This is a genomic window from Methylobacterium sp. 17Sr1-1 (genome assembly GCF_003173775.1).
Classification (GTDB): domain Bacteria; phylum Pseudomonadota; class Alphaproteobacteria; order Rhizobiales; family Beijerinckiaceae; genus Methylobacterium.
The window spans coordinates 4868714-4892354 of record NZ_CP029552.1; the positions used below are offsets into that span (position 1 = coordinate 4868714).

Here is a 23641-nt window from a genome sequence, read left to right on the forward strand (position 1 = left end):
TAAGTGCTTGTTTTGCCGCATTTTCTTCGACGAACCGGTATCCACTTCGTCGGAAAATGCTCTAGCCGTTCGCCGCCATCTCCAGGTAGAGGCCGCGCAGGCGCCGGGTCATCGGACCGGGCTGGCCGCCGCCGACGCGGGTGCCGTCGATCTCGATCACCGGCATCACGAAGGCGGAGGCCGAGGTGAAGAACGCCTCGGACGCGGCCAGCGCCTCCTCGACCGTGAAGGCGCGCTCCTCCACCGTCAGGCCGTTCTCCTCGGCGAGGCGCATCACCGCCCGGCGGGTGATGCCCGGAAGCAGCGCCGTCGAGAGCGGGCGGGTGACGATGCGGTTATCCTCGGTGATGATGAAGGCGGTCGAGGAGCCGCCCTCGGTCACGAAGCCGTCCTCGTGCATCCAGGCCTCGGCGACGCCGGCGGCGGCGGCCTGCTGCTTGGCCAGCACCTGGGCGAGCAGCGCCACCGACTTGATGTCCCGACGCTTCCAGCGCAGGTCCTCGACGGTGATGACCTTGGCGCCGCGCTCGGCCAACGGATTCGCCGAGACGGTCTTGGCTTGCGTGAACATCACTACGGTCGGCGGCGTGCCCTCGGGCGGGAACGCGAAGTCGCGCTCGGCCACCCCGCGGGTCACCTCCATGTAGACCAGGCCTTCCTTGAGGCCGTTGCGGGTGACCAGCTCCTCTTCGAGCTTGGTCCACTCGGCGATCGAGTGGGGATTGCGGATGCCGATCTCGCCCAGCGAGCGGTCGAGCCGGGCGAGATGGGCCTCGTTGTCGACGAGCTTGCCGTTCAGCACCGCGCTCACTTCGTAGATGCCGTCGGCGAACAGGAACCCGCGGTCCATGATCGGGATCGTCGCCTCCTCGAAGGGCACGAAGCGGCCGTTGACGTAGACGATGCGGGACATGTGGGTCTTCCTCTCGCGGGACCGATCACGCGGCCGGGCACGGACAAGAGGCTCTTGAAGCACCAGCCGGAGCCCGGCCGCAAGCGCGATTCCGGCCGCCCCGCCCTGCATGACGGAGGCGGGCGTCCGGCGCCCGCGGCGGTTGCGCTTGGCCGCGCCCACGACCTATCGTCCGGCGAACACGAGAGGAACCGACATGCGGCTCACCCCCGACGCGAAGGGCGTCTTCCCCATCGCCCCGACCCCGTTCCATCCGGACGGCCGCATCGACGAAGCCTCGGTCGACCGGATGACCGATTTCTACGGCGAGATCGGCGCCACCGGCCTCACCGTGCTCGGCATCATGGGTGAGGCGCCCAAGCTCGACGGAGCGGAAGCCGTGGCCGTGGCCTCGCGGGTGATCCGGCGCACCAAGCTGCCCGTCGTCATCGGCGTCTCGGCCCCGGGCTTCGCCGCGATGGGCTCGCTCACCCGCGCGGTGATGGATGCGGGCGCCGCCGCCGTGATGATCGCCCCGCCGCCGAGCTTGCGCACCGACGACCAGATCGTCGGCTACTACGCCCAGGCCGCCGAGGTGATCGGGCCCGACGTGCCGTTCGTGATCCAGGACTATCCGCTCACCCTGAGCGTGGTGATGACGCCCGCCGTGATCCGCCGCATCGTCACCGACAACCCGAACTGCGTGATGCTCAAGCACGAGGACTGGCCGGGGCTCGAGAAGATCTCGGCACTCCGCGCCTTCCAGCGCGACGGCTCGCTGCGGCCGATCTCGATCCTGTGCGGCAATGGCGGCCTCTTCCTCGACTTCGAGTGCGAGCGCGGCGCCGACGGGGCCAATACCGGCTATGCCTTCCCGGAGATGCTGGTCGACGTGGTGCGCCTCTCAGGCGCCGGCGAGCGCGAGCGCGCCCACGACATCTTCGACGCCCACCTGCCGCTCCTGCGCTACGAGCAGCAGCCGGGCCTCGGCCTAGCCGTGCGCAAATACGTGATGATGCGCCGCGGCATCCTGGCCTCGGACGCTCAGCGCAAGCCGGGGGCCGGCCTGTCGGCGACGGCGAAGGCCGAGGTGGACTTTTTGCTGGAGCGGCTGGGGCGGCACGACCCGCGGGCGCGGGTGTGACGTTGCGATCAGGCGGCATCCTCCGGGTGGATGCGTAGGACGAAGCCCGCGGCGGTCGCGATGTTGACCCGCGCGTCGAGCGAGAACGTGTCGAGCTTGCCGCGCATCAGATCGTCGAGCCGCGGGCAGGTCAGGTGCAATCTGGCCGCCGCCTGTTCCTGGGATAGATCCCAGCTCCGGATCCGCTCGCGAATCTGGAGCAGCAGGTCCGCCCGTGCGGTCATGTTCGCGGCCTCCAACGGATCGTCGGTCAGGGCGTCGAAGACGTTCGCGAATGTCGCATTCGTCCTGTCGTGTCGTCACAAACATCGGACGGCACAAGGCTGGCGCGATATCCCACCCTCGACCTCATCCTGAGGTGTGGAGCGATCGACGATCGCGGAGCCTCGAAGGAGGCCTCCAGGAGTCTCAGGGCGACCTGGAGCCCTCCGCTGCGCTTCGGTACCGCAGGATGAGGTCAAGGGTGGGACACCCGAAATCTGGCATGGGGGACTGCCTACCCCGCCTCTTCCGCAGGTCCGTCCCGTGGCCGGGCGCCCTATGGCGCCCAGCCCCTCCGCTTACTTCTCCGACCCGAACACCCGCCGGAAGATCGTGTCGACGTGCTTGAGGTGGTAGCCGAGGTCGAAGCACTCGGCGATCGCCTCGGGCTTCAAGGCCGCGGTCACTTCCTTGTCGGCCTGGAGCAGGGTGAGGAAGTCGCCCTCGCCGCGCCAGACCGGCATCGCGTTGCGCTGGACCAGCCGGTAGGCGTCCTCGCGCGACACGCCGGCCTGGGTCAGCGCCAGCAGCACCCGCTGCGAGTGGACGAGGCCGCCGAGCCGGTCGAGGTTGCGCTGCATCTGCTCGGGGTAGACGAGCAGCTTGTCGACCACGCCGGTGAGGCGGGCGAGCGCGAAGTCGAGGGTCACGGTGGCGTCCGGGCCGATCATCCGCTCGACCGAGGAGTGCGAGATGTCGCGCTCGTGCCAGAGCGCCACGTTCTCCATCGCCGGCAGGGCGTAGGACCGGACCATGCGGGCGAGGCCCGTCAGGTTCTCGGTCAGCACCGGGTTGCGCTTGTGCGGCATCGCCGAGGAGCCCTTCTGGCCCTCGGAGAAGTATTCCTCGGCCTCCAGCACCTCGGTGCGCTGCAGGTGGCGCACCTCGATCGCCAGCCGCTCGATCGACGAGGCGACGACGCCGAGCACCGCGAAGAACATTGCGTGGCGGTCGCGCGGGATCACCTGCGTCGAGACCGGCTCCGGGACCAGCCCCATCTTCTCGGCGACGTATTCCTCGACCCGCGGGTCGATGTTGGCGAAGGTGCCGACCGCGCCCGAGATGGCGCAGGTCGCGACCTCGGCACGGGCCGCGACCAGGCGGGCGCGGGCGCGCTCGAACTCGGCATAGGCCTGGGCGAGCTTGAGCCCGAAGGTGACCGGCTCGGCGTGGATGCCGTGCGAGCGGCCGATGGTCGGGGTGAGCTTGTGCTCGAAGGCCCGGCGCTTGAGCGCGGCGAGCAGCCCGTCGATGTCGGCGATGAGCAGGTCGGCGGCGCGGACGAGCTGCACGTTGAGGCAGGTGTCGAGCACGTCCGACGAGGTCATGCCCTGGTGGACGAAGCGCGCCTCGGGCCCGACGATCTCGGCGAGGTGGGTCAGGAAGGCGATCACGTCGTGCTTGGTGACGCGCTCGATCTCGTCGATCCGCGCGACGTCGAACACCGCGTCGCGGCCCTTCTCCCACACCTTGGCAGCGGCCTCCTTCGGCACGACGCCGAGCTCGGCCAGAGCCGTGGTGGCATGGGCCTCGATCTCGAACCAGATCCGGAAGCGCGTCTCCGGCGACCAGATCGCCGTCATCTCGGGCCGGCTGTAGCGGGGGATCATCGTCGGGGCTCCTGCTCACGGGCGGGGTTGGGATGCCGCGACGGCTATGGGATGCGGGGCGAGAAGGCAAGGAAGGGAAGGGGGCTCGCGCCCCGCGACGGCGTGGCGGCCCGTCCGGAATCTCGTCCGGAATCTCGTCCGGAATTTCCTGGGCCGCGATCACCCCTGACGCTTTCCGGAGCACCGATCGCCGGGTGAATGCCCGCGGTTCTGTTCCGTCCTCAACTTTCAGGCGCGGTCGCTAAAATTTTAGCCGGATCCGCAGGCGGGCCTTCAAGGGCGGACCGCATTCTGCCGATGTCGTCCAAGTGGCAAGAACAAGATCGGATCGGGGCTCAAGATGGTGGATCGTCTGTCGTTCGGCGCAGCGTCGCTGCGCAAGTGCGTGATCGCGGCCGCGGCGGTCCTGCCGCTGATCGGCATGCAGGCCGCGCCCGCGCAGGCTCGCGACGGCGGGGCCATCGCGGCCGGTATCATCGGCGGGCTGGCCCTGGGCGGGCTTGCCGCCGCGGCGGCGGCCCAGCCGCGCTACGCCTCCCCGTACCCGGCTTACGGCTACCCGGCTTACGGATATCCGGCCTATGGCTACCGCCGCGTCTACTACGCGCCGGCCCGGGATTGCTGGATCCAGCGCCGCCGGGCGCGCGACGATTTCGGCAACGTCTATTACCGGCGCGTGCGCGTCTGCGGCTGAAGCCGGACGGAGATCCGAATCCCGGGTCCCGCCGCTGCGGGACCCGGGATCGGGACGGTCTAAGCAGATTTCGCAAAAGTGGTGGCCGGTTTTGCGGCAAAAATCTGCGACAAAACAAGATGCTAAGCGGACGAAGCGTTGGCCGGCCAACGCAAGTCTGCTTAGAACCGCAGGGTCAGCCCGCCATTCACCGCGTACCCGTCCCCGCCCGTCCGGGCGAAGGTGGTGCCGCCGGTCAAGGTCAGGCTCACCCCCGGCGTCACGTCGGCGGAAAGGCCCGCCTCGACGAGGCCGTAGGTGCCGCGCGCAGCCCGGCCGAGCGGGGTCAGGATCGGCAGCAGCGGGGTCGAGGTGAGGGAAGTCACCAGCGTACGGCCGCCATCCAGGAATTCGTGCTCGGCGGTGACGTTGACGAAGGCCCGCACCGGCAGGCCGACGAGGCTGAAGGGCGCGGCGCGCAGCTGCAGGCCGGCACGGCCGACGAGCGACTCGATCCCGGTGGCGCCGACGGCCTGCGTCAGCACCGGGTCGCCCCGCTCGGTATAGGCGCCGACCCGGGTGGTGGCATAGGTGAGGCCGACGATCGGCCCGAGGCGCACGGGCCCGAAGGTGTCGAACAGGTAGCCGGCCTTCGCCGCCACCGCCACGCTGTCGCCGCTGGTGGCGCCGTTCAGCGGGTCGATCACGCCGGGCCGGGTCACCGAATAGTCGTGGCGGCCATAGGCCAGGACTGCGTCGGCGAAGAGGTTCTTAGCCGTGAACGAGCCGTAGGCGGCGAAGCCGTAGCTGTCGACGTCGATCGAACCGGCGCCGCCGCGGAGGTTCGCGTGCGGGTTGGCGTAGTTGAAGGCGAAGCCGAAGCGCACGCCCGGTGCCGGGGTGGCTTCGAGGCCGATCGTGCCGCTCGGGCTGTCGTAGTCGTAGCCGGTGGCGAAGCCCCGTGTCGCCCGGCTGCCGCCGGCGTACCCGCCCTGGCCCCAGACGATCAGCGGACTCGGGCCTGCGCCGAGCGGCGCGACGCCGGTGGTGCTCAGGGCGCCCGTCGCCTCCCCGGGGCCGGGGGCGAAGAGCCGGTAGGCGTCGAGGCGCTGGAGCAGGGCGCCGGCGAAGCTCGTCGTGCCGATCTGGCCGAGCTCGGCCTGGGCGGCGATGCCGTTCGGCGCGGCCACGGCGTTCGCCATGTAGCGCGACAGGACGAGGTAGCCGCCCTCGGTCAGGTGCACCCCATCGAGGGACAGGTAGGTGTTCTGCACCGCCTTCGGGGCGGTGGCGCAGGCGGCGACGAGCGCGCAGGGCGTGCTGGTGTTGGTGAAGCCGTAGCGGCCGGGATCGGCGATGATGCGCTGGAAGATCTGGCCGTTGTCGAGGAGGAAGATCCGGGTGCCGGCGGCGGCGTAGGGCGCGAGGCCGGCCTGCAACCCGTCGAAGTAGGTGCGGGAGAAGAGGTCGGCGGCGGCGGCGTTGCCGGAGGCCGCGACCCGCGGCAGGCCGTTGAGCGTTGTGAAGCCGTTGAACACGATCGTGCTCGCGCCGGCGCCGACGAGCTGCCCCACGCTGCCGACGGCATTCGCCGCCGAGGCCCGGCCCAGCAGCGGCGCCTGGGCGATCGTGAGCCCGGAGAGCGCGGCGCCGATGCCGTCGTTGCCGCCGATGTTGATCGCCACGAGGTTGCCGGGGCGGAGGCGCTGACCGCTCGCCAGGAACGCCGCCACCTCCTGGGTCAGGCCCGGCAGCAGGCCCGAGCCGACATTGCCGGTGCCGGTCTGGGCGCCGCCGACGGCGTAATTCGCGACAGAGGAATCGGGCAGGCCGTAGATCGCCTGCAGGCCGTCGACGAAGTTGGCGCCGTTGGAGTAGCGGCCGTTCACGTAGGGAAAGCCGAGGGGCCGGCCGGTGAGGCGCACGACGTTGCCGGTATCGGCGTAGCTGTCGCCGAAGACCGTGAGCCCGGTCACCCCCTGCGCGGCGGCACCGTGCATTCCCACCAGGGCCGTGCCGGCGAGGAAAGCTGCCGTCATGCCCGCCCGCCGCAGGCGTCCGAAACCCGTCGTCATGTCGTTCCCCCGAGGCCCTGCGGCGTCGCCGCGCCGCTTTTGGGCCACAATGGGGCAGGCCGGGACCGGTCGGGTCAAGCGTCCGACGGGCGGGTTACGATGCCGAAAAGACGAGGCGGCCGGCCTGTGGCCCGGCCGCGACAGTCCCGCAGGATCAGGCCTCCTCCACCCGGGCCCAGCCGTTCGGCATCAGCCGTTCCTGGGGGGTGAACTTCGCCTTGTACTGCATCTTGCGCGACCCCTCGACCCAGTAGCCGAGATAGAGGTAGGGCAGCCCGAGGCTGCGGGCGCGCTCGATGTGGTCGAGGATCATGAAGGTGCCGAGCGAGCGCTCGGCCTCGACGGGATCGTAGAACGAGTAGACCATCGACAGCCCGTCGGAGAGCACGTCGGTGAGGCAGATGGCGACTGGCGCGCCGGTGCCGCGGCCGTTGATCGCGGTGTCGGGACCGCGCTTGCGGTAGACCACGAGGTGGGTCTCGACGTGGCTGTCCTCCACCATCATGGCGTAGTCGAGCACCGTCATGTCGACCATGCCGCCGTCGCCGTGGCGGGCATCGAGGTAGCGGCGAAACAGCGCGTATTGCTCCGAGGCCGGGCGGTTGGCCTGGGCCTGCCCGACGAGGTCGCGGTTGCGCTTCAGCACCCGGCGCTGGCTGTCGCTCGGCGAAAAGTCGTCCACCACGACCCGCACCGAGATGCAGGCGCGGCAGGTCTCGCAGGCTGGCCGGTAGGCGATGGTCTGCGAGCGGCGAAAGCCGCCCTGGGTCAGGATCTCGTTGAGGTCGCGGGCGCGCCGGCCGACGAGATGCGTGAAGACCTTCCGCTCCTGCTGCCCGGGCAGGTAGGGGCACGGTGAGGGCGCCGTGAGGTAGAACTGCGGTGCGTCCCGCGGATGGCTGGTCACGCTTCGGTGTTCTCGCAGGCAGGGACCGGCGCGGCGCCGGGAAGGCCAGGATAGCACCGGCGCGGCCCGCCTCAACAGGGGCGGGCCGCGCCGGCGAGAAATCCTGACAGTTAAGCGCGACAGGGGCCGAAGGTTGCAACCGGAAGGGTGCGCTCTCGCGCTCCTCACGCCTCGCGGACGACCGCGAGGTCGAGGACGAGGTCGTGGCCCATGCGCCGGTCGGCCCGCACTACGCCGATGCCGATGTCGAGCACCCAGAGCAGGAAGGTCGACAGCGCGACGTAGAACAGCAGCGCGTGCACGCCGGCGGTGATCCAGTCGATCGGACCGCCGGTCGTCGCCCGCACCGCCCGCAGCCCCATCATCCGCATGCCCAGCGTGCTCTGGCGCGGGCCGCCGACGGTGATCGCGCTGTAGAGGATGCCGCTCGCCGGCAGGATCGCGTAGAGCGCCCAGCCGACCCCGAAGGTGATGACCCCGAGGAGCGAGATCGCCAGCCACAGGAGGCAGCTGAAGCCGAAGATGAAGAGGATGTCGAGCAGGTAGGCGATGAAGCGCCGCGACAGCGAGCCGTGCGCCACCAGCACCGGCGGCCCGGCCCAGCCGGGGCCGGACGGGGGCAGGGGGCCGCCGTAGCCGGATTGGTAGGGTCCGCCCTGATAGGGGCCGTTCTGCCAGGAATTCGCCATCGCGTCCGTCTCCGCCGTATCGCCCGTTGGGTAAGGTGGGGGGAGGGCTGGTGCGCCTCAAGGGCCGGAAAAAATCGGTTTCTACCCTCAGAGGCCGTCCTGCTCCGCCCGTGAAATGTCCGCTGTATGTAACGTTCGATTGATGGCGTTGAAATTATAATAGTTCATGGTTGAATATTTAATTATATATTTTATTTGAAATATATGCAACTTTTTTAATGGGCATCTTGAAGCATTGACTGTTGAAATCGAATGTATAATTGTTATAACGTGATAAATTCATCATATGGACCAACTAATTTGCGGATTTTTGGCACATTTGATAAATTTCCTAGTTGTAAGCCTTCACATTTAACGCATACGGTAGTAATTGCTAATTTGCATCAACAACGTAAGGGACTCAGAGATGTTCGGCCGCCTTCTTTTAATTCAGGGGTGGATTGGACTTGAGCAACGGCAGTGATTTGACTCCTCCGCTGCAAGGAGGCGGTAGCGGTGGATTGAGCACGCTGCAGCCTATGCAGCCGCCTTCCACTCAAGCCACTGGAATTCTTGCTCCCGTAGTTTTGGAGATTGATGACGAGACGATCACGGTTTTCGTTCCGGTTGCAGAGAAGCATTCTCTAAGGCAGAGGTTCAGAGCCCTCGCGCGCAGAGAAAAGCGACGTGCCGCCGATGCAGGAAATGCAGCTCAAACTGCGCAGCAGATCGGTATCGGAATTGGTGGTACGCTTGGGACTGGCGGTTTGATAGCTCTGGCAACCGCGACTGGGCCACTTACCGCTGCCGGTATACTGGCGACCGTCGCCGGTGTCATAATAGCTGCGGTAGGTTTGGTCGCATCGCATGAAATGAACAGTAGGAAGCTTGCTCATCAAGAGTGGGCGGAAGAATATCAGGAAAAAGTGGAGGATTTAAGATGATCCACTCAGAGATTCCGCGTGTTCTAAATCTTGGCGACCCATTTATCGCTTTATTTATAATCGTAATGATATCTATTGTGTCTATTTTATCATGCTTATATATAATTTTACTTTTGAAAAGAACCGGTTATGATATGCGAAGCAGCGAAAGAGATAGAAGATCGCTCGTGATATTTATGGAAAATCGTGACTCATATCGCTCAGATTATGATCGGCGGGGAACTCGATGATAAATAGGGATATATTTCTAGGCGTCATGATAAAAATCGATGATTTTTGACGGACTAAAAATATTTTAGAATACTCAGATTTAAACTGTTTTTATCCGTGCATTTTATCAACCCGCCGCCGCATTCCCATGCGGCCCGATCCGCCGCGGCTCCAGCCCCTCGCGGCTGAGCGTATCGAGGATCTCGGCGGTGTGGCCGGGGCCGCGCGTCTCGATCGTCACGTCGATCGAGACGCTTTTGGCCGGCACGTCGAGATGGAGGCGGCCGTGCGAGACCTCCAGGATGTTGGCGCCGAGCTCGCCCAGCCGCCCGGCGACCCGGCCGAGCACGCCGGGCCGGTCGCTCGCGGTCATCCGGAACGAGATGATGCGGTCCTCGCGCTCCAGTTCGCGCACCATCACCGAGGCGAGCAGCCGTGCGTCGATGTTGCCGCCGCACAGGACGAGGCCCACGGTGCGGCCGGCAAACAGGTCGGGCCGGGCGAGCAGGGCCGCGAGGCCGGCGGCGCCCGCGCCCTCGGCGAGGCTGCGCTGGAGCGTGGCGTAGTCGTGCACCGCCCGCTCGATCTGCGGCTCGTCGACGAGGACGATCTCGCGCACGAGGTCGCGGATGATCGGCAGGGTCAGGCGGCCGACGGTCTTGACGGCGATGCCCTCGGCGAGCGTCGGGCCGCCGATCGGTCTGTCCTGCCCGTCGATGGCGTTGAGGAAGGACGGGTAGAGCGCGGCCTGGACCCCGGTGAGCGCCACCCGCGGCCGCAGGCTCGCCCCGATCGCGATGCCGCTCATCAACCCGCCGCCCCCGATCGGCACGACGAGGCAATCGAGGTCGGGCGCGTCCTCCAGCATCTCGAGGGCGATGGTGCCCTGGCCGGCCATCACCAGGGGATCGTCGTAGGGGTGGACCAGCACGAAGCCGTGCGCCTCGACCAGCCGGTCGACGGCAGAGGCCGACTCGACCAGGGTCTCTCCCTCCAGGACCACCGTGGCGCCGTGGGCGCGGGTGTTCTCGACCTTCACCAGCGGGGTCGTCGCCGGCATCACGATGGTGGCCGGGATGCCGAGGCGGCGCGCGTGGTAGGCCACCGCCTGAGCGTGGTTGCCGGCCGACATCGCCACCACGCCGCGGCTTCGCTCGGACGCCGAGAGGGCGCTCAGCCGGTTGACCGCGCCGCGCTCCTTGAAGGCGCCGGTCGCCTGCATGTTCTCGTGCTTGACGAGGACCCGCGCCCCGGTCAGCTCCGACAGGCGCGGCGCCGGCACCAGCGGCGTGCGCAGCACGTGGCCGCGGATGGTGTGGGCGGCCCGAACGACGTCGTCCGGGGTGATGGCGTAGGGCTGGCTCAAGCGCGACTCTCCGGGTGTCGGCACTGTAGGGCCCCCAAGGTTCCGCGTCAGCCCGCCCCCGGCTCGGCGAGCGCCGCGTCCGGCGTGTCGAGGTAGTAGTGCTTGAGCAGGTAGAGCGCCGCGCCGCCGACCGGGCCGCGGTCGCTCGTGAGCCCCGAGAGGTCGGTGCGGCTCATCCCGGAGAACTCGCAGACCGCGTAGCGCGGCAGCGGGCTGCGGCCCTCGCGCTCCTGCGAGAAGTCGATGCGGATGCTGCGCTCCTGCGGTCCGGCGGCCTCGCGCAACACCGCCACGCGGGCGCCCGCCGGCACCAGGGTCGGCAGGGCCCGCCGGCAGATCCGGGCCTGCTCGGCATCGGGCGTGCCGGAGCAGGCGCCGAGGCCCAGGAGACCGGCAAGGACCAGGAGGGCGGCGAGACCCGTGAGCCTCGCGCGGGAGCCCGGGCTCACCCGTCCTTTCCGTCTCACCCTTGCCGCAGCCGCTCGGCGACCCGCGGGGCGAAGTAGGTGAAGACGCCGTCGGCGCCGGCGCGCTTGAAGGCGGCGAGGCTCTCCATCATGGCGCGCTCGCCGTCGAGCCAGCCGTTCTGGGCGGCCGCCGCGATCATCGCGTACTCGCCCGAGACCTGGTAGGCGAAGGTGGGGACGGAAAAATTCTCCTTCACCCGGCGGATCACGTCGAGATAGGGCATGCCCGGCTTGACCATCACCGAGTCGGCGCCCTCGTCGAGGTCGAGGGCGACCTCGCGCAGCGCCTCGTCGGTGTTGCCGGCATCCATCTGGTAGGTGCGCTTGTCGCCGACCAGCGTGGCGTTGGTGCCGATCGCGTCGCGGAACGGGCCGTAGAAGGCGCTGGCGTACTTCGCCGCATAGGTCATGATCTGCACGTCGCGGTGCCCGGCCCGGTCGAGCCCGGCCCGGATCGCCCCGACCCGCCCGTCCATCATGTCGGAGGGGGCGATGACGTCGGTGCCGGCCTCGGCCTGGATCAGGCTCTGCTCGACGAGGAGCGCCACCGTCTCGTCGTTGACGATCACCCCGTCCTCCAGGAGGCCGTCATGGCCGTGGCTGGTATAGGGGTCGAGGGCGACGTCGGTGATGATGCCGATCTCCGGCACCGCCTTCTTCACCGCCCGCACGGCGCGGCAGACCAGGTTGTTGCGGTTGAGCGCCTCGGAGCCCGTCGCGTCGCGCAAGGACGGCTCGACGAAGGGGAAGAACGAGATCGCCGGGATGCGCAAGGCGGCGGCCCGCTCGGCCGCCCGCACCGCCTCGTCGACGGTCAGGCGCTCGACGCCCGGCATCGAGGCGACCGGCACGCGCCGGGTCTCGCCCTCGATCAGGAAGATCGGCCAGATCAGGTCGTCGACGGTGAGGGTGGTCTCGCGCACCAGGCGGCGCGACCACTCGGCCTTGCGGTTGCGGCGCGGGCGCTGGGTCAGTCCGAGGGAGGCCGGCTCGGTCCGGGCGGCTTCCCGGGCCAGCGGCCGGGGCATCGGCTGGATCTGCGACATCCGGGGTCGGGCCTCCTCGCGGCCCGCCTTCGTGCCGGGCCTGTTCCAAATCGGACGCTTCGACGTCGAATTCGTCCAATCCGGAGGTAGCACAAACCAAACGGCGCCTGAACCCGGGCGGAGGTGCATGGCAGGGTTTCGCGTCGCCTCGTACCGTTGACGCGGCGGCTCGCGCCCGGTTAACCGCCATTAAGTGTCTCTCACGAAACTCCCGCTGCTCCGACGCCGCCACGGCGAGCGACGGTGACCGGGAGTTTCGTGACCGCACGAACCGGGAGGGTGCATCATGGGCGACGCGGGCGTGACGGCGGACGGCGCGGTTCTGTGCGAGCGGCGGGGCGCCGCCGGACTCATCACCCTCAACCGGCCCAAGGCCCTCAACGCCCTCACCCTCGAGATGGTGCGCGCCATGCGCGCCGCCCTCGACGCCTGGGCGGCGGACCCTGCCGTGACCCGGGTGGTTGTGCAGGGCGCCGGCGAACGCGCCTTCTGCGCCGGCGGCGACATCCGCCGCATCCACGAGGAGGGGAGCGCCGGGAAATTTGAGGAAGCCCAGACCTTCTTCCGCGAGGAATACGAACTCAACGCGCTGATCCAGCGCTATCCGAAGCCCTACGTCGCGCTGATCGACGGCATCGTGATGGGCGGAGGCGTCGGCGTGTCGGTGCACGGCTCGCACCGGGTCGCCGCGGAGCGCACGGCCTTCGCGATGCCCGAGACCGGCATTGGCTTCTTCCCCGATGTCGGTGCGACCTACGCCCTGCCGCGGCTGCCGGGCTTCGTCGGTACCTATCTGGCGCTCACCGGCGAGCGGATCGGCCAGGGCGACGTGCTGGCCTTCGGGCTCGGCACCCACGCCGCACCCGCCGCGCGCTTCGACGCGATCCGCGATGCCCTCAGCGAGGGCGGCCCGGTCGAGGCGGCGATCGGCCATCACGATGCGCCGGCCCCCGGCCCGCTCCACGCCGAGCGGGCGCTGATCGAATCCTGCTTCTCGGCCGACAGCGTGCCTGAGGTGCTGGCGCGGCTCGACGCCGCCGGCTCCGACTTTGCGCAAAAGTCCGCCGCGACGATCCGCACCCGCTCGCCGACGAGCCTCGTCCTGGCGCTGGCCCAGATGCGCCGCGGCGCGTCCCTGTCCTTCCCGGAGGCGATGCGGCTCGAATACCGCATCCTGTGCCGGATCCTGCGCGGGCACGACTTCTACGAGGGCGTGCGCTCGGTGCTGATCGACCGCGACGGGAAGCCGGACTGGCGGCCCGCCACCCTGGAGGCGGTGCAGGCGTCCGACATCGAGGCCCATTTCGCGCCGATGCCCGGCGAGCCGAGCTTCACCTGACCATGCGCTCCTTGAGCAAGGTCCGGGGCGGTCCGCGGCGGGCCGGGATCGAGGAGGCGGCCGACCGCATCGAGCGCCGGCCCCCGCGCCCCGAGACGCGCTGGGACGTGGTCCTGGTCTGGCTGATGCGGGTCGTCGCGGTGGTCTGGATGGTCAAGGGCCTGAGCGCCTGGGCCGAGATCCTCGGCGCCCGTCCCAACGCCGCGCCGTTCGAGACCGCGCCGATCGGCCGGCAGGCGGTGATCGTCTATTTCGGCGTCATCAACCTGCTGGCGGCGGTGGGCCTGTGGCTCGCCACCGCCTGGGGCGGGGTGGTCTGGCTGCTCGCCGCCACCTCGGCGATCGTGCTCGCCCTGCTCACCCCGCAGCTGCTGCCGATGTCGATTCCGAGCCTCGCCTTCGACAGCATGATCATCCTTGTCTACTTCACGGTCTCCTGGTTGGCCTCGCGCGAACTACGCTGATCCTCAACCTTTCTCGAAAGTGAACGATCAGGTTCATCTTCGGTTTACCGACAGAGGTAAATCGAGAATTTATCCTGTCGTTTAAACTCACATTCACGGGGCGCGCCTAATTTGAACTCATAAGCGGAGCGGGACGACACCGCCGAGCACCCCCGTACAGAGTGAGGCGTTCCGATGAAGACCCAGGCGACGAAGGTGGCGCAGACGATCTCCGCTCCCGAGACCGAGACCGCGGTGCGCCCCCACTACCTCGAGGCCCTCCACCTGGTGGAGCGCCTGCACCGCCGCCTCCTCGACGTGATCAAGGACGAGTTCGAGCGCCGCGGCCGCGAGGACGTCAACAGCGTCCAGGCCCTGCTGCTCTACAACATCGGCGACAAGGAGCTGACCGCGAGCGAGCTGCGCACCCGCGGCTACTATCTCGGCTCGAACGTCTCGTACAACGTCAAGAAGCTGGTCGAGACCGGCTACCTGCACCACGCCCGCTCGAAGACCGACCGCCGCTCGGTCCGCATCAGCCTCACCGACAAGGGCCGCGAGGTGCACGAGATTGTCCGCGGGCTCTACGACAAGCACGCCAAGACGATCCAGCCGATCGGCGGCATCTCCGAGGACGATTTCGGCCGGCTCAACACGGCGCTGGCCCGGCTCGAGCGCTTCTGGACCGACCAGATCCGCTACCGGCTGTGAGGTGCCGATCGACAGCATCGATCGGGTGCGAAGGCCGAGAGCTTGTTTGATCGGCCTCTGTCGATATCCCTCCCCTCCGCGTGATTCCGGGGCCGCGAAAGCGAAGCCCGGAATCCAGATCCTCAGGTCGTTCCGGAAGCGGCGGATAGCGTCCCGCTCGATCCTGAACTGTCCGCGGCTCTGGATTCCGGGCTCCGCTTTCGCGGCCCCGGAATCACGCGGAGGGGAGCACGACTGTCGAGCGACGCGTGGCGGCCCGGCTACGGCACACGACGGCAGCATGAGGTTGCAGGTCGGCGAGGCGCTCTCGCGAGCGTCCCCGTCGGCATCGTGTACCCGAGTGGCCCGGCTGGCCTATCCCCTAATTCAGCAGCGCCCGGCTACGGTTCTCCCGGGCCCGCACGGTCGTCATCGGCAGGCGGAAGACGGGGCGCTGGTGCTGGTCCTCGACCCGGAAGGCGCTGCGCCTCCAGTCGCAGGCGACCTCGCCGTCGTCGAGCAGGCCGGCCGCGAGCTTCGCCGCCACCTCCAGCGCATCGGCCGCGCTCCGCAACTCGACGCCCTCGGGATCGATGATCAGGCGGCGACCCGACTGGAAATGGAAATAGTAGACGGTCATCACGGGCTCGGCGGCGATTCGGCCGCTTCTCATGCCACAGAAAAATGCGGCCGGCGATCCTCTTGTCACAAACCTGTAAAACCCGCGCATCTTCAGCGCCGCCGGGCCGCGGGATTGCCGTTATATCTTGAAATAATTCCTCGAACCGCAACTGAAGACTTTGCGGCATGACGAAAATGGGCTTTCGGTTTCGTCCAATAAGAAAGCCGCCCGAAGGCGGCTCTCAGTGTGCGTGGCCGGATTGCCGCAGGTGATCAGGCCCGCAGACGGGTCCGCACCTCGCCGAGGCTGCGGCGCACCAGGTCCTGGGCGGCGTCGCCGCTGACCTTCTCCCGCAGGATCGTCTCGGAGACCCGCACGGCGGCTTCCGCCGCGGCGGCCCGCACCTCGGCGGCGGCCTGAGCCTCGGCCTGGGCGATCTTGGTCTCCGCCGCCTTGGTGCGGCGGGCGACGAACTCGTTCAGGCGGGCATGGCCCTCGGCGGCGGCGGCCTCGGCCTCCGCACGGGCATTGGCGACGATCTCGGCGGCCTCGCGCTCGGCGTCCGAGCGGCGGCGCTTGTAATCCGCCAGGACGGCCTCGGCCTCCTCGCGCAGGCGCCGTGCCTCCTCGAGCTCCTTGCGCACGCGGGCGCCGCGCTTGTCGAGCCCGCCGGTGATCTGGTCGAACACACCCGCTTTCCAGGCGATGCCGCAGAACACCACGAAGGCGACCGCGACCCAGAATTCCGCATCGAACAGCATGTCGTTGATCTCCTGCGGCTCAGTGCACGGTCTGGGGCGCGGCGGCGCGGTCGTAGGCCGCCTCGACGGCGGCGCGGTCCGGCGCCTGGCCGGTCAGGCGCTCGACGATCGCGGTCGCGGCGTCGGCGGCCACCTCGCGCACGCTGCCCATCGCGGTCGCGGTGCGGGTGCGGATCTGGGTCTCGGCCTCGGCGAGCTTCACCGCCAGGTCGGCCTCGAGGGACTTGCGGCGCGTCTCGGCCTCGGCGGCGAGCTGCTCGCGGGTGGTCTGGGCGATGCCCTTGGCCTTGGCCTGGGCGTCCTTGAGGGCGCGCTCGTAGGTGTCCCGGGCGCCGTCGGCCTCGGACTTGGCGCGGGCGGCCTGGTCGAGGTCGCCGGAGAGCCGGGTCTGCCGGTCGTGCAGGATGCCGGCGATCTGCGGCAGCGCGATCTTCGACATCAGGTAGTAGAGCAGGCCGAAGGCGAGCGCGAGCCAGAGGATCTGCGCGACGAAGGTGCTGCTCTCGAACGGCGGAAAGCCGCCGCCATGCTCGGAGGCCGGCTCGTGAATCAGCCCCTCCTTCAGGGGGCGGGTGCATGTGGCTGCGCCATGGTGTCGTCCGGGTGTGGGGGAGACGAAGCGCTCCCGCCGAGCGCTCGGCCGGGCCGGCCGTCTGGCCACCGCGCCTCAGCAGGAGCGGCGGCTGCACGAAGTGGTATCGGGTGTCCCTAACGCACGCGCACCGGAGCCTCGTGTGAAGCCCGGTGCGCGGGGTGGACCACCTCTTGTCAGGCAATCCTCGCCGAAATCAGACGGCGAACAGCAGCAGCAGCGCGACGAGCAGCGAGAAGATGCCCAGCGCCTCGGTCAGCGCGAAGCCGAGGAGCAGGTTGGGGCGCTGGCTGTCGGCCGCGGAGGGGTTGCGCAGGGCGCCGGCGAAGAACTGGCCGAACAGGTTGCCGAGGCCCACGGCGGCGCCCGCCATGCCGAGGCAGGCGAGGCCGGCGCCGATGTACTTCGCAGCAACGGGATCCATCGTGATGCTCCTAAGGTCGTCTAGTCGTCTGGCGGGTGGTATCCGGCCGCGACACGGCGAACCGGGGTGGGAAGCTCTGGGAGTCTGATCGCGGGCTAAGGGCTGAGGGCCGTGCGACGGCCCCGCCGCCTTAGTGGCCCGGATGCAGGGCGTCGCTGAGGTAGATCGAGGTCAGCGTCGCGAAGACGTAGGCCTGTAGCACCGCGACCAGCATCTCGAGGGCCGTGACGGCGACCGAGAGGGCGAGGGGCAGGGGCGAGAGGATGCCCCAGACGCCGGCGGCGAGGAGGGCCGGGACGAAGCCCGCGAAGATCTTGAGCGCGATGTGGCCCGCCAGCACGTTGGCGAAGAGACGGACCGAGAGGCTGATCGGCCGCGAGATGAACGACACGACCTCGATCATCACGATCAGCGGCTTGAGCCAGCCGGGCACGCCGGGGGGCACGAACAGCCCGAGGAAGTGGGTGCCGTGGGCCATGAAGCCGTAGATCACCACGGTGAGGATCACCACCAGCGCCAGCATGAAGGTGACGATGATGTGGCTGGTCACCGCGAAGGCGTAGGGGATCATCCCGAACAGGTTCAGCAGCAGCACGAACATGAACAGGGAGAAGACCAGCGGCACGAAGCGCTCGCTGCCGTGGCCGGCCGACTGGTGCACCGTCTGGCCGATGAACTCGTAGAACACCTCGGCCAGGGACTGCGCCCGGCCCGGCACCACCGCCCGGCTCTTCGTCGCCCAGATCGTCAGGAGCGCGATGAGCCCCACGGCCAGGAACATGTACAGCGCCGACTGGGTGAAGGCGATGTTCTGGTGGCCGATATGCCCGAACGAAACCAGCGGCTTCAGCTCGAACTGGTGGATCGGATCCATCTTGACGGCCATGCCGGTCCCGCCCCCTCGTGTGTCGCTGCCGCGGGTTTCTCCCGCCGCGCTGCCAATCCGTGCAGGCGGATGCACGGCATCCACCGGATGATCAAGACCCTGGCGGGCCTTTCTTCGTGTCCGCGGCCGGAAAAAATCCGGAAACGCGCATCACGTTGTAGATTCCGGCCGCGAAGCCCAGGACGAGCAGGACGATCAGGCCCCAGGGCTTGGTGCCCAGGAGACGATCGAAGCCCCAGCCGAGAAGGCCGCCCGCCAGGACGCCGGCCACGAATTCCGTGGACAGCCGCATGGCGATGCCGAGGGACGAAGGCTGGCCGCTGCCTTGACGCGCAGAAAGGTCGGGAGACGCCGCGGGGCGCTTCCGGTCGATCTGCATCTCGAGACGCTTCAGCCTCGCGGAGAGGTCGTCGTCGGGGGAGGAGCCCTCACCGGTGCCGTCCTTCCCCCGCGGGTCGTTGCCGCTCATGGCGAAACCTCGCGCGTGAAGGATGAGGAGATCCGGTCCGGCCGCCCCCGTCGAGCGGGCGCACCATAGTTTCGCCCACCTTGGGTGTCAAGGCATCGCGAACAGGCGTTAAGTCATTGGACTTTCGACGGATTCCGCGCCGCACGCGGGTGCGCCGTCAAACCGTCTCGACCAGCCGCTCGGCGGTCGTGAGATCGACCGAGACGAGTTGCGACACCCCTCGTTCGGCCATGGTCACGCCGAACAGCCGGTCCATCCGCGCCATGGTGATCGGGTTGTGGGTGATGACGAGGAAGCGGGTGTCGGTGTCGCGCGCCATCGCGGCGAGGAGGTCGCAGTAGCGCTCGACATTGGCATCGTCGAGGGGCGCGTCGACCTCGTCGAGGACGCAGACCGGCGACGGGTTGGTGAGGAACACCGCGAAGATCAGCGCGGTCGCGGTGAGCGCCTGCTCGCCGCCCGAGAGCAGCGTCATGGTCTGGGGCTTCTTGCCCGGGGGGCGGGCCAGGATGTCGAGGCCCGCCTCCAGCGGGTCGTCGGAATCGACCAGGGTCAACTCGGCGGTGCCGCCGCCGAACAGGGTCGTGAACAGCCGCTCGAAATGCCCGTTCACCGCCGTGAAGGCGGCGAGCAGCCGCTCGCGCCCCTCGCGGTTGAGGCTCTGGATCGCGCCGCGCAGGCGCCGGATCGCCTCGATCAGCTCGTCGCGCTCGCGGCCCAGTTCGTCGCGCCGCCCTTCCGTATCGCGCAACTCCTCCTCGGCCCGCAGGTTCACGGCGCCGAGCCGGTCGCGGTCGGCCCGCAAGGCCGCCGCCTTCGCCTCGACGGCGCCGACCTCCGGGAGGGGATCGCCGGGGGCGACGCCCGCGAGGCCGTAGAGGCCTTCCGGCGTCGTCTCCAGGCCGTCGGCGATGGCGCGGACCACCTCGGCGAGGCGCCGCGTCAGGGCCTCGTGCGCGGCCACCGCCGCACCCCGTGCTTCGCGGGCCGAGGCGAAGGCGTCGAGGGCCTTCCGCGCCCGGGCCTCGGCCTCGGCCAGGGTCCGTTCTCCCGCATTCAGGCGCTCGCCGGCCTGCGCGCGGGCGGCGCCCGCGGCCTCCATCGCAGCAGTCAGGCGGCGGCGTTCCTCGGCGAAGGTCTCGGGCGCCTCGGCGAGCCCGGCCTGCTCCTCTTCCGCCGCCGCGAGGCGCTCCTCGAGTTCCTCCAGCACGCCGTCGGCCCGCTCGGCCCGCTCCTGCCAGCGGGCCCGGTCGACGGCCAGAGCCGCGCGGCGGGCGGCGGCCTCTTCGGCGGCGCGGGTCAGTGACAGGCGGGCGGCCCGGGCCTCGGCGGCGGCCAGCCGCCGCGCCTCGGCGAGGATGCGGGCCTCGTCGAGGCGGGCGGCGAGGTCTCCTGGTTCGTCGAGGGCGCTCAGCGCCTCCTCGGCGGCCTCGACCCGGGCGGCGGCCTCCTCGGCGTCGGCCGCGATGCGCGCCTCGGCCTCGGCGAGGGCGGTCCGGCGGGCGACGGCCTCGGCCTCCCGGCGCTCGGCCTGGGCCAGCGTCTCGCGGGCGTCGTCGAGGGTGCGGCGGGCGAGGCGGAGGCCCTCGACGGCGCGGAGCTCCGCGGCCGCCGCGGCGTCCGCGCGGGCCTGGAGCGCGTCGTGGGCTTCCTGCATGGCTTCCGCCCGCTCCCGGGCCTCGGTCGCGGCCTCGCTCAACGCGTCGAGCCGGTTGCGCTCGGACAGCCGCCGCGCCGCCGGCCGCGGCGCTTCCGCGGCGGCGGTGAGACCGTCCCAGCGATGGAGGTCGCCCCGCCGCGTGACGAGGCGCTGGCCCGGCTGCAGGCGCTCGCGCAACGCCGCCGCCTCCGCCGGCTCGACCACTCCGACCTGCCGCAGGCGGCGGGCGAGGGCCGGCGGGCCGGCGACCCGCTCGGCGAGCGGCGGGATCCCGGCCGGCAGGGCCGGGTCGGTGCCGGGATCGGGCGGAGCAATCCAGTGGGTCGGGGCCTGCGGGTCGAGGGCGGCCTCCAGGTCGTCCCCGAGCGCCGCCGCCAGGGCCGCCTCGTAGCCGGGCTCGACGGTGAGCGCGTCGAGGACCGGCGGGAAGCGCGCGTCCGCGCCCGGCGCCACCAGCCGGGCGAGGGTGCGGGCCTCGGTGTCGAGCCGCGCCGCCTCGCGCTCGGCCGCCGCCAGGAGCGGCCGGCCCCGGGATTCGGCCTCGCGCGCCGCGGCCACCGCGTCGCGGGCGGCGGCCGCCGCCTCCTCGGCGTCCTCGGCCGTCTCCTTCGCCTCGTCGTAGGCCTCGCGCAGGGCGGCGAGCCGGTCCGCCCCGGCCTCTCCCGCCGCCGCAGCCTCGCGGGCGAGACGGGCCTGCTCGCCGGCGAGCCGCGCCGCCCGGGCGCGCTCGTCGGTGGCGGCGCGGATCAGGGCGCCGCGCCGGGCCGCGTGCTCGGCCTGCGCACCCTGCGCGGCGGCGAGCGCTCCTTCGGCGAGGGCGAGGCTCGTCTCGGCGGCCGTCTCCCGTACGGCGGCCTCCTCGCGCGCGGCTCTCCCGTCCTCGGCCCCGTCCAGCGCCGCGGCCTCGCCGTCCAGGCGCGCCAGGGTCGAGCGCGCGTCGTCCCGGGAGGCGGCCTCGCGGGCGTGGTCGCGGCGCAGGTCGGCGATCCGCCGGCCGAGATCGCGCAGGCGCTCGGCGCTGCGGCGCTCCTGGGCCTCGAGCTGCGCCCCCGCCAGCATCAGGCGCTGCACCTCGGCCGCCGCGGCGCCCTCCGCCTCGCGCAGGCGCGGCAGGGCGGCGGCGGCGATCCCCTGCGCGGTCGCCGAGTCCACCTGCTCGGCTTGCGCACGCCCCAGCCGATCGAGGGCCTGGGCCAGAGCCGCGTCCGACGCCGTCGCCTCGCGGCGGGCGTTCGTGTGGCCGATCAGCAGCAGCAACGCCTCGTGCCGGCGGATCTCCGCCGCGATGGCGCGGTAGCGCTGGGCCGATCGGGCCTGGCGGCGCAGCGATTCGACGCCGGCGGTGATCGCCGTCAGCACGTCCTCGACGCGCGACAGGTTCTCTTCCGCCGCCCGCAGGCGCAGTTCCGCCTCGTGCCGACGGGCGTGCAGGCCGCCGATGCCGGCGGCGTCCTCCAGGATGCGCCGCCGCGCCTGGGGCTTCGCGGCGATCAGCACGGCCACCTGGCCCTGGCGCACCATGGCGGGTGAGCGCGCGCCGGTCGCCGCGTCGGCGAACATCAGCTGTACGTCGCGGGCCCGGACCTCGCGGCCGTTGACCCGGTAGGTCGAGCCGGCGCCCCGGTCGATGCGGCGCGAGACCTCCAGCAGGTCGGCGGCGTTGAAGGCGGCGGGCGCCGTGCGGGCGCCGTTGTCGAGGGTGAGCGTCACCTCGGCGTGGCTGCGGCCGGAGCGCCCACCGGAGCCCGAGAAGATCACGTCGTCCATGCCCGACGCCCGCATGCTCTTGTGCGAGCTCTCCCCCATCACCCAGCGCAGGGCCTCGACGAGGTTCGACTTGCCGCAGCCGTTCGGCCCGATCACCCCGGTCAGCCCGGGCTCGATCAGGAACTCGCTCGGCTCGACGAAGGTCTTGAAGCCGACGATGCGCAGGCGCGTGAATTTCATGGGGAGACGCGGTGCGCTGGCTTTGCGCCGACGATTCGAGAGCAGGCGCAGGTCCCCCTCTCCCACTCGGGAGAGGGGATCTCGCGCTCGATTTGTTAGTGTTCGCTCATATGAGAAAGGGTTACGCCCCCACGATCGGCTTGATCACCTTCTCCATGCCGTCGATCGTCATCTCGCCCTGGTACTTCTGGCCGTTGATGAAGAAGGTCGGCGTGGCGTTGACCTTGAAGGTGGTCATCGCCTTCTCCTTCACGGCGTTGACGCCGTCGTAGAGCTTCTGGTCCTTGAGGGTCGCCTCGAACTTCTCCTTCGAGAAGCCGGCCTGGCGCATCATTTGCTCGAGGGCGTCGAGGGGCTTCGGGACGAAGGCCCAGTTCGGCTGCTGGTCGAACAGCATGTCGGTGATCGGGTAGTAGCGCGCCGCGTTGTCGGACCGGGCCAGCATGAAGGCCGCGGTGGCGAGCGGGTCGAGGGGGAATTCGCGCAGGGTGAAGCGGACCTTGCCGGTGTCGATCCAGCGCTCCTTGAGCGCCGGCCAGGTCGTCTTGTGGAAGGCGGCGCAGTGCGAGCAGGTCATCGAGGCGTACTCGATGATGGTGCAGCGGGCGTTGTCCGGCCCGAGCCAGGCGTCGCCGAGCGGGCCGGGCTGCATCAGGCCGTCGACCACCGGCCCCTGAGCCAGAGCCGAGAGCGGCAGGGCCGGCGCGAGCAGAGCCGCACCGAGGGCCGAGCCGGTGAGTGTCAGGGCCTCGCGACGGGTGAGCATGGCAGGCGTCCTCGTGGAGGGTGCGGGAGGGTCCGCAATCGTCAGTGCGGTAGAATCCCGGCCGCCTCGTGGCAAGCCGCCGAGGCATCAACAGCCCGCGACGCTTCAGTTCGTTGGTGCCGCCGCGTGCCGCGGCGGCGTCCGGCACAGGGGGTGCCGGCGCCCGGTCGGGCTTGCGGCTGGATGCATGCCCGCCGACGACGAAGAGGGTATCGCGCTCAGCGCGAGCGCTGCGCGCCCAAAACCGCGAGGCCGAGCCGGTCGAGGGCGTCGCGGAGCGCCGCCTCGCTCACGGTCGAGACCGCGAGCGCCACCTCGCCGCGACGCACCGGGTCCAGGGGCGGGGGGGCGGCAGCGCGGCGTCGCGCCTGGGCGACCCGGTCCTGGCGCAGGCGGATCTTGCCGACGCAGGCCCAGCCGTAATGACGGTTGATGCGCTCGATCACCAGCGGCACGAGGTGCTGGAGTTCGAGGGCGAAGGCGCCCTCGACCCGCACCGTCAGGGTGCCGGGCTCCGGCCGCTGCTCGCGCGACGCGCCGCGTCGGCGCGACCATTCGAGCTTCTCCGGCTGGCAGGCCCGGGCGAGGCGCTCGCCGACGATCTCGGACCAGGAGGCCAGGATGTCGGTCGAGGCGAAGCCCTGCGCCGCGAAGACGGGGCCGAGGGACCGCTCGATCAGCTCGCTCAAGGGTTTGGGCCGCGCCATCGCCCGTCCGTCCTAAAAAAGGGTCGCCGCGTCCGGCGTGACGCCGCGAAAGCTAGAGCCTTCGTGTAAGGG

At 70.0% G+C, this 23641-nt stretch carries 24 protein-coding genes; 6 read left to right on the plus strand and 18 right to left on the minus strand.

Annotation, left to right across the window (positions count from 1 at the left end):
• Positions 1–61: 61 nt before the first annotated feature.
• The gene (locus DK412_RS22085) at positions 62–913 is read right to left on the minus strand and encodes a D-amino-acid transaminase (protein ID WP_109973716.1); all 852 of its coding nucleotides are present in this window, start codon (positions 911–913) and stop codon (positions 62–64) included.
• A gap of 196 nt (positions 914–1109) precedes the next feature.
• Between DK412_RS22085 and DK412_RS22090 the strand changes: the two genes are divergently transcribed.
• Positions 1110–2036 (plus strand): dihydrodipicolinate synthase family protein, encoded by a 927-nt coding sequence (locus tag DK412_RS22090; protein WP_109973717.1) that lies wholly within the window; start codon positions 1110–1112, stop codon positions 2034–2036.
• 8 nt (positions 2037–2044) lie between these two features.
• Here DK412_RS22090 and DK412_RS22095 read toward each other — a convergent pair whose 3' ends face one another.
• Both DK412_RS22095 and purB read right to left on the minus strand, forming a co-directional pair.
• Positions 2045–2260, minus strand: coding sequence for an XRE family transcriptional regulator (locus tag DK412_RS22095; RefSeq protein ID WP_109975425.1), 216 nt, complete (start codon positions 2258–2260; stop codon positions 2045–2047).
• Between the two features lie 336 nt (positions 2261–2596).
• The gene (gene purB / locus DK412_RS22100) at positions 2597–3907 is read right to left on the minus strand and encodes an adenylosuccinate lyase (RefSeq protein WP_109973718.1); all 1311 of its coding nucleotides are present in this window, start codon (positions 3905–3907) and stop codon (positions 2597–2599) included.
• Between the two features lie 340 nt (positions 3908–4247).
• Here purB and DK412_RS22105 point away from each other — a divergent pair, with 340 nt between their 5' ends.
• Positions 4248–4601, plus strand: coding sequence for a hypothetical protein (locus DK412_RS22105; protein ID WP_245447177.1), 354 nt, complete (start codon positions 4248–4250; stop codon positions 4599–4601).
• Positions 4602–4762: 161 nt separating this feature from the next.
• On the opposite strand, the gene DK412_RS22110 is transcribed toward DK412_RS22105, so the two are convergent.
• The 3 genes from DK412_RS22110 to DK412_RS22120 form a co-directional block, all read right to left on the minus strand.
• Positions 4763–6655 carry an autotransporter domain-containing protein gene (locus DK412_RS22110; protein WP_109973719.1) on the minus strand — a complete coding sequence of 631 codons (1893 nt, stop codon included), beginning with the start codon at positions 6653–6655 and terminating at the stop codon, positions 4763–4765.
• Between the two features lie 154 nt (positions 6656–6809).
• Positions 6810–7562, minus strand: a complete 753-nt coding sequence (locus tag DK412_RS22115) for an arginyltransferase (protein WP_109973720.1) — start codon at positions 7560–7562, stop codon at positions 6810–6812.
• Positions 7563–7726: 164 nt separating this feature from the next.
• Complete coding sequence (locus DK412_RS22120) at positions 7727–8251, minus strand: RDD family protein (RefSeq protein WP_109973721.1); 525 nt, start codon at positions 8249–8251, stop codon at positions 7727–7729.
• 446 nt (positions 8252–8697) lie between these two features.
• Here DK412_RS22120 and DK412_RS30305 point away from each other — a divergent pair, with 446 nt between their 5' ends.
• Positions 8698–9174 (plus strand): hypothetical protein, encoded by a 477-nt coding sequence (locus DK412_RS30305; protein ID WP_204165423.1) that lies wholly within the window; start codon positions 8698–8700, stop codon positions 9172–9174.
• 337 nt (positions 9175–9511) lie between these two features.
• On the opposite strand, the gene DK412_RS22125 is transcribed toward DK412_RS30305, so the two are convergent.
• From DK412_RS22125 to hemB, 3 genes are read right to left on the minus strand one after another with little or no spacing between them, the layout of a single operon-like run.
• Positions 9512–10750 carry a threonine ammonia-lyase gene (locus tag DK412_RS22125; protein ID WP_109973722.1) on the minus strand — a complete coding sequence of 413 codons (1239 nt, stop codon included), beginning with the start codon at positions 10748–10750 and terminating at the stop codon, positions 9512–9514.
• Positions 10751–10797: 47 nt separating this feature from the next.
• Positions 10798–11199, minus strand: a complete 402-nt coding sequence (locus DK412_RS22130; protein ID WP_109973723.1) for a hypothetical protein — start codon at positions 11197–11199, stop codon at positions 10798–10800.
• Positions 11200–11213: 14 nt separating this feature from the next.
• Positions 11214–12263, minus strand: a complete 1050-nt coding sequence (hemB, locus tag DK412_RS22135; RefSeq protein ID WP_109973724.1) for a porphobilinogen synthase — start codon at positions 12261–12263, stop codon at positions 11214–11216.
• Between the two features lie 286 nt (positions 12264–12549).
• On the opposite strand from hemB, the gene DK412_RS22140 reads away from it, so the two are divergent.
• The 3 genes from DK412_RS22140 to DK412_RS22150 all read left to right on the plus strand — a co-directional run bounded on the left by DK412_RS22140 (position 12550) and on the right by DK412_RS22150 (position 14756).
• On the plus strand, positions 12550–13602 hold the full coding sequence (locus tag DK412_RS22140) for an enoyl-CoA hydratase/isomerase family protein (RefSeq protein ID WP_109973725.1): 1053 nt from the start codon (positions 12550–12552) through the stop codon (positions 13600–13602).
• Positions 13603–13604: 2 nt separating this feature from the next.
• Positions 13605–14066, plus strand: a complete 462-nt coding sequence (locus DK412_RS22145) for a DUF6163 family protein (protein WP_109973726.1) — start codon at positions 13605–13607, stop codon at positions 14064–14066.
• Positions 14067–14240: 174 nt separating this feature from the next.
• Complete coding sequence (locus tag DK412_RS22150) at positions 14241–14756, plus strand: winged helix DNA-binding protein (RefSeq protein WP_093570107.1); 516 nt, start codon at positions 14241–14243, stop codon at positions 14754–14756.
• 361 nt (positions 14757–15117) lie between these two features.
• Here DK412_RS22150 and DK412_RS22155 read toward each other — a convergent pair whose 3' ends face one another.
• The 9 genes from DK412_RS22155 to DK412_RS22195 all read right to left on the minus strand — a co-directional run bounded on the left by DK412_RS22155 (position 15118) and on the right by DK412_RS22195 (position 23569).
• Complete coding sequence (locus DK412_RS22155) at positions 15118–15375, minus strand: hypothetical protein (protein WP_109975427.1); 258 nt, start codon at positions 15373–15375, stop codon at positions 15118–15120.
• Positions 15376–15629: 254 nt separating this feature from the next.
• Entirely contained in the window at positions 15630–16115 is a 486-nt protein-coding gene (locus DK412_RS22160; protein WP_109975428.1) for an ATP F0F1 synthase subunit B, read from the minus strand.
• Positions 16116–16137: 22 nt separating this feature from the next.
• The gene (locus tag DK412_RS22165) at positions 16138–16683 is read right to left on the minus strand and encodes a F0F1 ATP synthase subunit B' (RefSeq protein ID WP_109975429.1); all 546 of its coding nucleotides are present in this window, start codon (positions 16681–16683) and stop codon (positions 16138–16140) included.
• Positions 16684–16906: 223 nt separating this feature from the next.
• On the minus strand, positions 16907–17134 hold the full coding sequence (locus tag DK412_RS22170) for a F0F1 ATP synthase subunit C (protein ID WP_093570110.1): 228 nt from the start codon (positions 17132–17134) through the stop codon (positions 16907–16909).
• A gap of 130 nt (positions 17135–17264) precedes the next feature.
• The gene (locus tag DK412_RS22175) at positions 17265–18020 is read right to left on the minus strand and encodes a F0F1 ATP synthase subunit A (RefSeq protein WP_093570111.1); all 756 of its coding nucleotides are present in this window, start codon (positions 18018–18020) and stop codon (positions 17265–17267) included.
• A 91-nt stretch (positions 18021–18111) separates the two neighbouring features.
• Positions 18112–18489, minus strand: a complete 378-nt coding sequence (locus tag DK412_RS22180) for an AtpZ/AtpI family protein (RefSeq protein ID WP_109973727.1) — start codon at positions 18487–18489, stop codon at positions 18112–18114.
• 157 nt (positions 18490–18646) lie between these two features.
• The gene (locus DK412_RS22185) at positions 18647–22096 is read right to left on the minus strand and encodes an AAA family ATPase (protein WP_109973728.1); all 3450 of its coding nucleotides are present in this window, start codon (positions 22094–22096) and stop codon (positions 18647–18649) included.
• Positions 22097–22217: 121 nt separating this feature from the next.
• Positions 22218–22862, minus strand: coding sequence for a thioredoxin domain-containing protein (locus DK412_RS22190; RefSeq protein ID WP_109973729.1), 645 nt, complete (start codon positions 22860–22862; stop codon positions 22218–22220).
• Between the two features lie 218 nt (positions 22863–23080).
• On the minus strand, positions 23081–23569 hold the full coding sequence (locus DK412_RS22195) for a DciA family protein (protein WP_093570115.1): 489 nt from the start codon (positions 23567–23569) through the stop codon (positions 23081–23083).
• Positions 23570–23641 lie beyond the last annotated feature (72 nt).

Bases quoted from the DNA above. Each gene is read 5' to 3' on its own strand.
- DK412_RS22085 (WP_109973716.1), bottom strand. From the start codon at position 913: ATGTCCCGCATCGTCTACGTCAACGGCCGCTTCGTGCCCTTCGAGGAG.
- DK412_RS22090 (WP_109973717.1), top strand. From the start codon at position 1,110: ATGCGGCTCACCCCCGACGCGAAGGGCGTCTTCCCCATCGCCCCGACC.
- DK412_RS22095 (WP_109975425.1), bottom strand. From the start codon at position 2,260: ATGACCGCACGGGCGGACCTGCTGCTCCAGATTCGCGAGCGGATCCGG.
- purB (WP_109973718.1), bottom strand. From the start codon at position 3,907: ATGATCCCCCGCTACAGCCGGCCCGAGATGACGGCGATCTGGTCGCCG.
- DK412_RS22105 (WP_245447177.1), top strand. From the start codon at position 4,248: ATGGTGGATCGTCTGTCGTTCGGCGCAGCGTCGCTGCGCAAGTGCGTG.
- DK412_RS22110 (WP_109973719.1), bottom strand. From the start codon at position 6,655: ATGACGACGGGTTTCGGACGCCTGCGGCGGGCGGGCATGACGGCAGCT.
- DK412_RS22120 (WP_109973721.1), bottom strand. From the start codon at position 8,251: ATGGCGAATTCCTGGCAGAACGGCCCCTATCAGGGCGGACCCTACCAA.
- hemB (WP_109973724.1), bottom strand. From the start codon at position 12,263: ATGTCGCAGATCCAGCCGATGCCCCGGCCGCTGGCCCGGGAAGCCGCC.
- DK412_RS22140 (WP_109973725.1), top strand. From the start codon at position 12,550: ATGGGCGACGCGGGCGTGACGGCGGACGGCGCGGTTCTGTGCGAGCGG.
- DK412_RS22145 (WP_109973726.1), top strand. From the start codon at position 13,605: ATGCGCTCCTTGAGCAAGGTCCGGGGCGGTCCGCGGCGGGCCGGGATC.
- DK412_RS22150 (WP_093570107.1), top strand. From the start codon at position 14,241: ATGAAGACCCAGGCGACGAAGGTGGCGCAGACGATCTCCGCTCCCGAG.
- DK412_RS22155 (WP_109975427.1), bottom strand. From the start codon at position 15,375: ATGACCGTCTACTATTTCCATTTCCAGTCGGGTCGCCGCCTGATCATC.
- DK412_RS22170 (WP_093570110.1), bottom strand. From the start codon at position 17,134: ATGGATCCCGTTGCTGCGAAGTACATCGGCGCCGGCCTCGCCTGCCTC.
- DK412_RS22175 (WP_093570111.1), bottom strand. From the start codon at position 18,020: ATGGCCGTCAAGATGGATCCGATCCACCAGTTCGAGCTGAAGCCGCTG.
- DK412_RS22180 (WP_109973727.1), bottom strand. From the start codon at position 18,489: ATGAGCGGCAACGACCCGCGGGGGAAGGACGGCACCGGTGAGGGCTCC.
- DK412_RS22185 (WP_109973728.1), bottom strand. From the start codon at position 22,096: ATGAAATTCACGCGCCTGCGCATCGTCGGCTTCAAGACCTTCGTCGAG.
- DK412_RS22190 (WP_109973729.1), bottom strand. From the start codon at position 22,862: ATGCTCACCCGTCGCGAGGCCCTGACACTCACCGGCTCGGCCCTCGGT.
- DK412_RS22195 (WP_093570115.1), bottom strand. From the start codon at position 23,569: ATGGCGCGGCCCAAACCCTTGAGCGAGCTGATCGAGCGGTCCCTCGGC.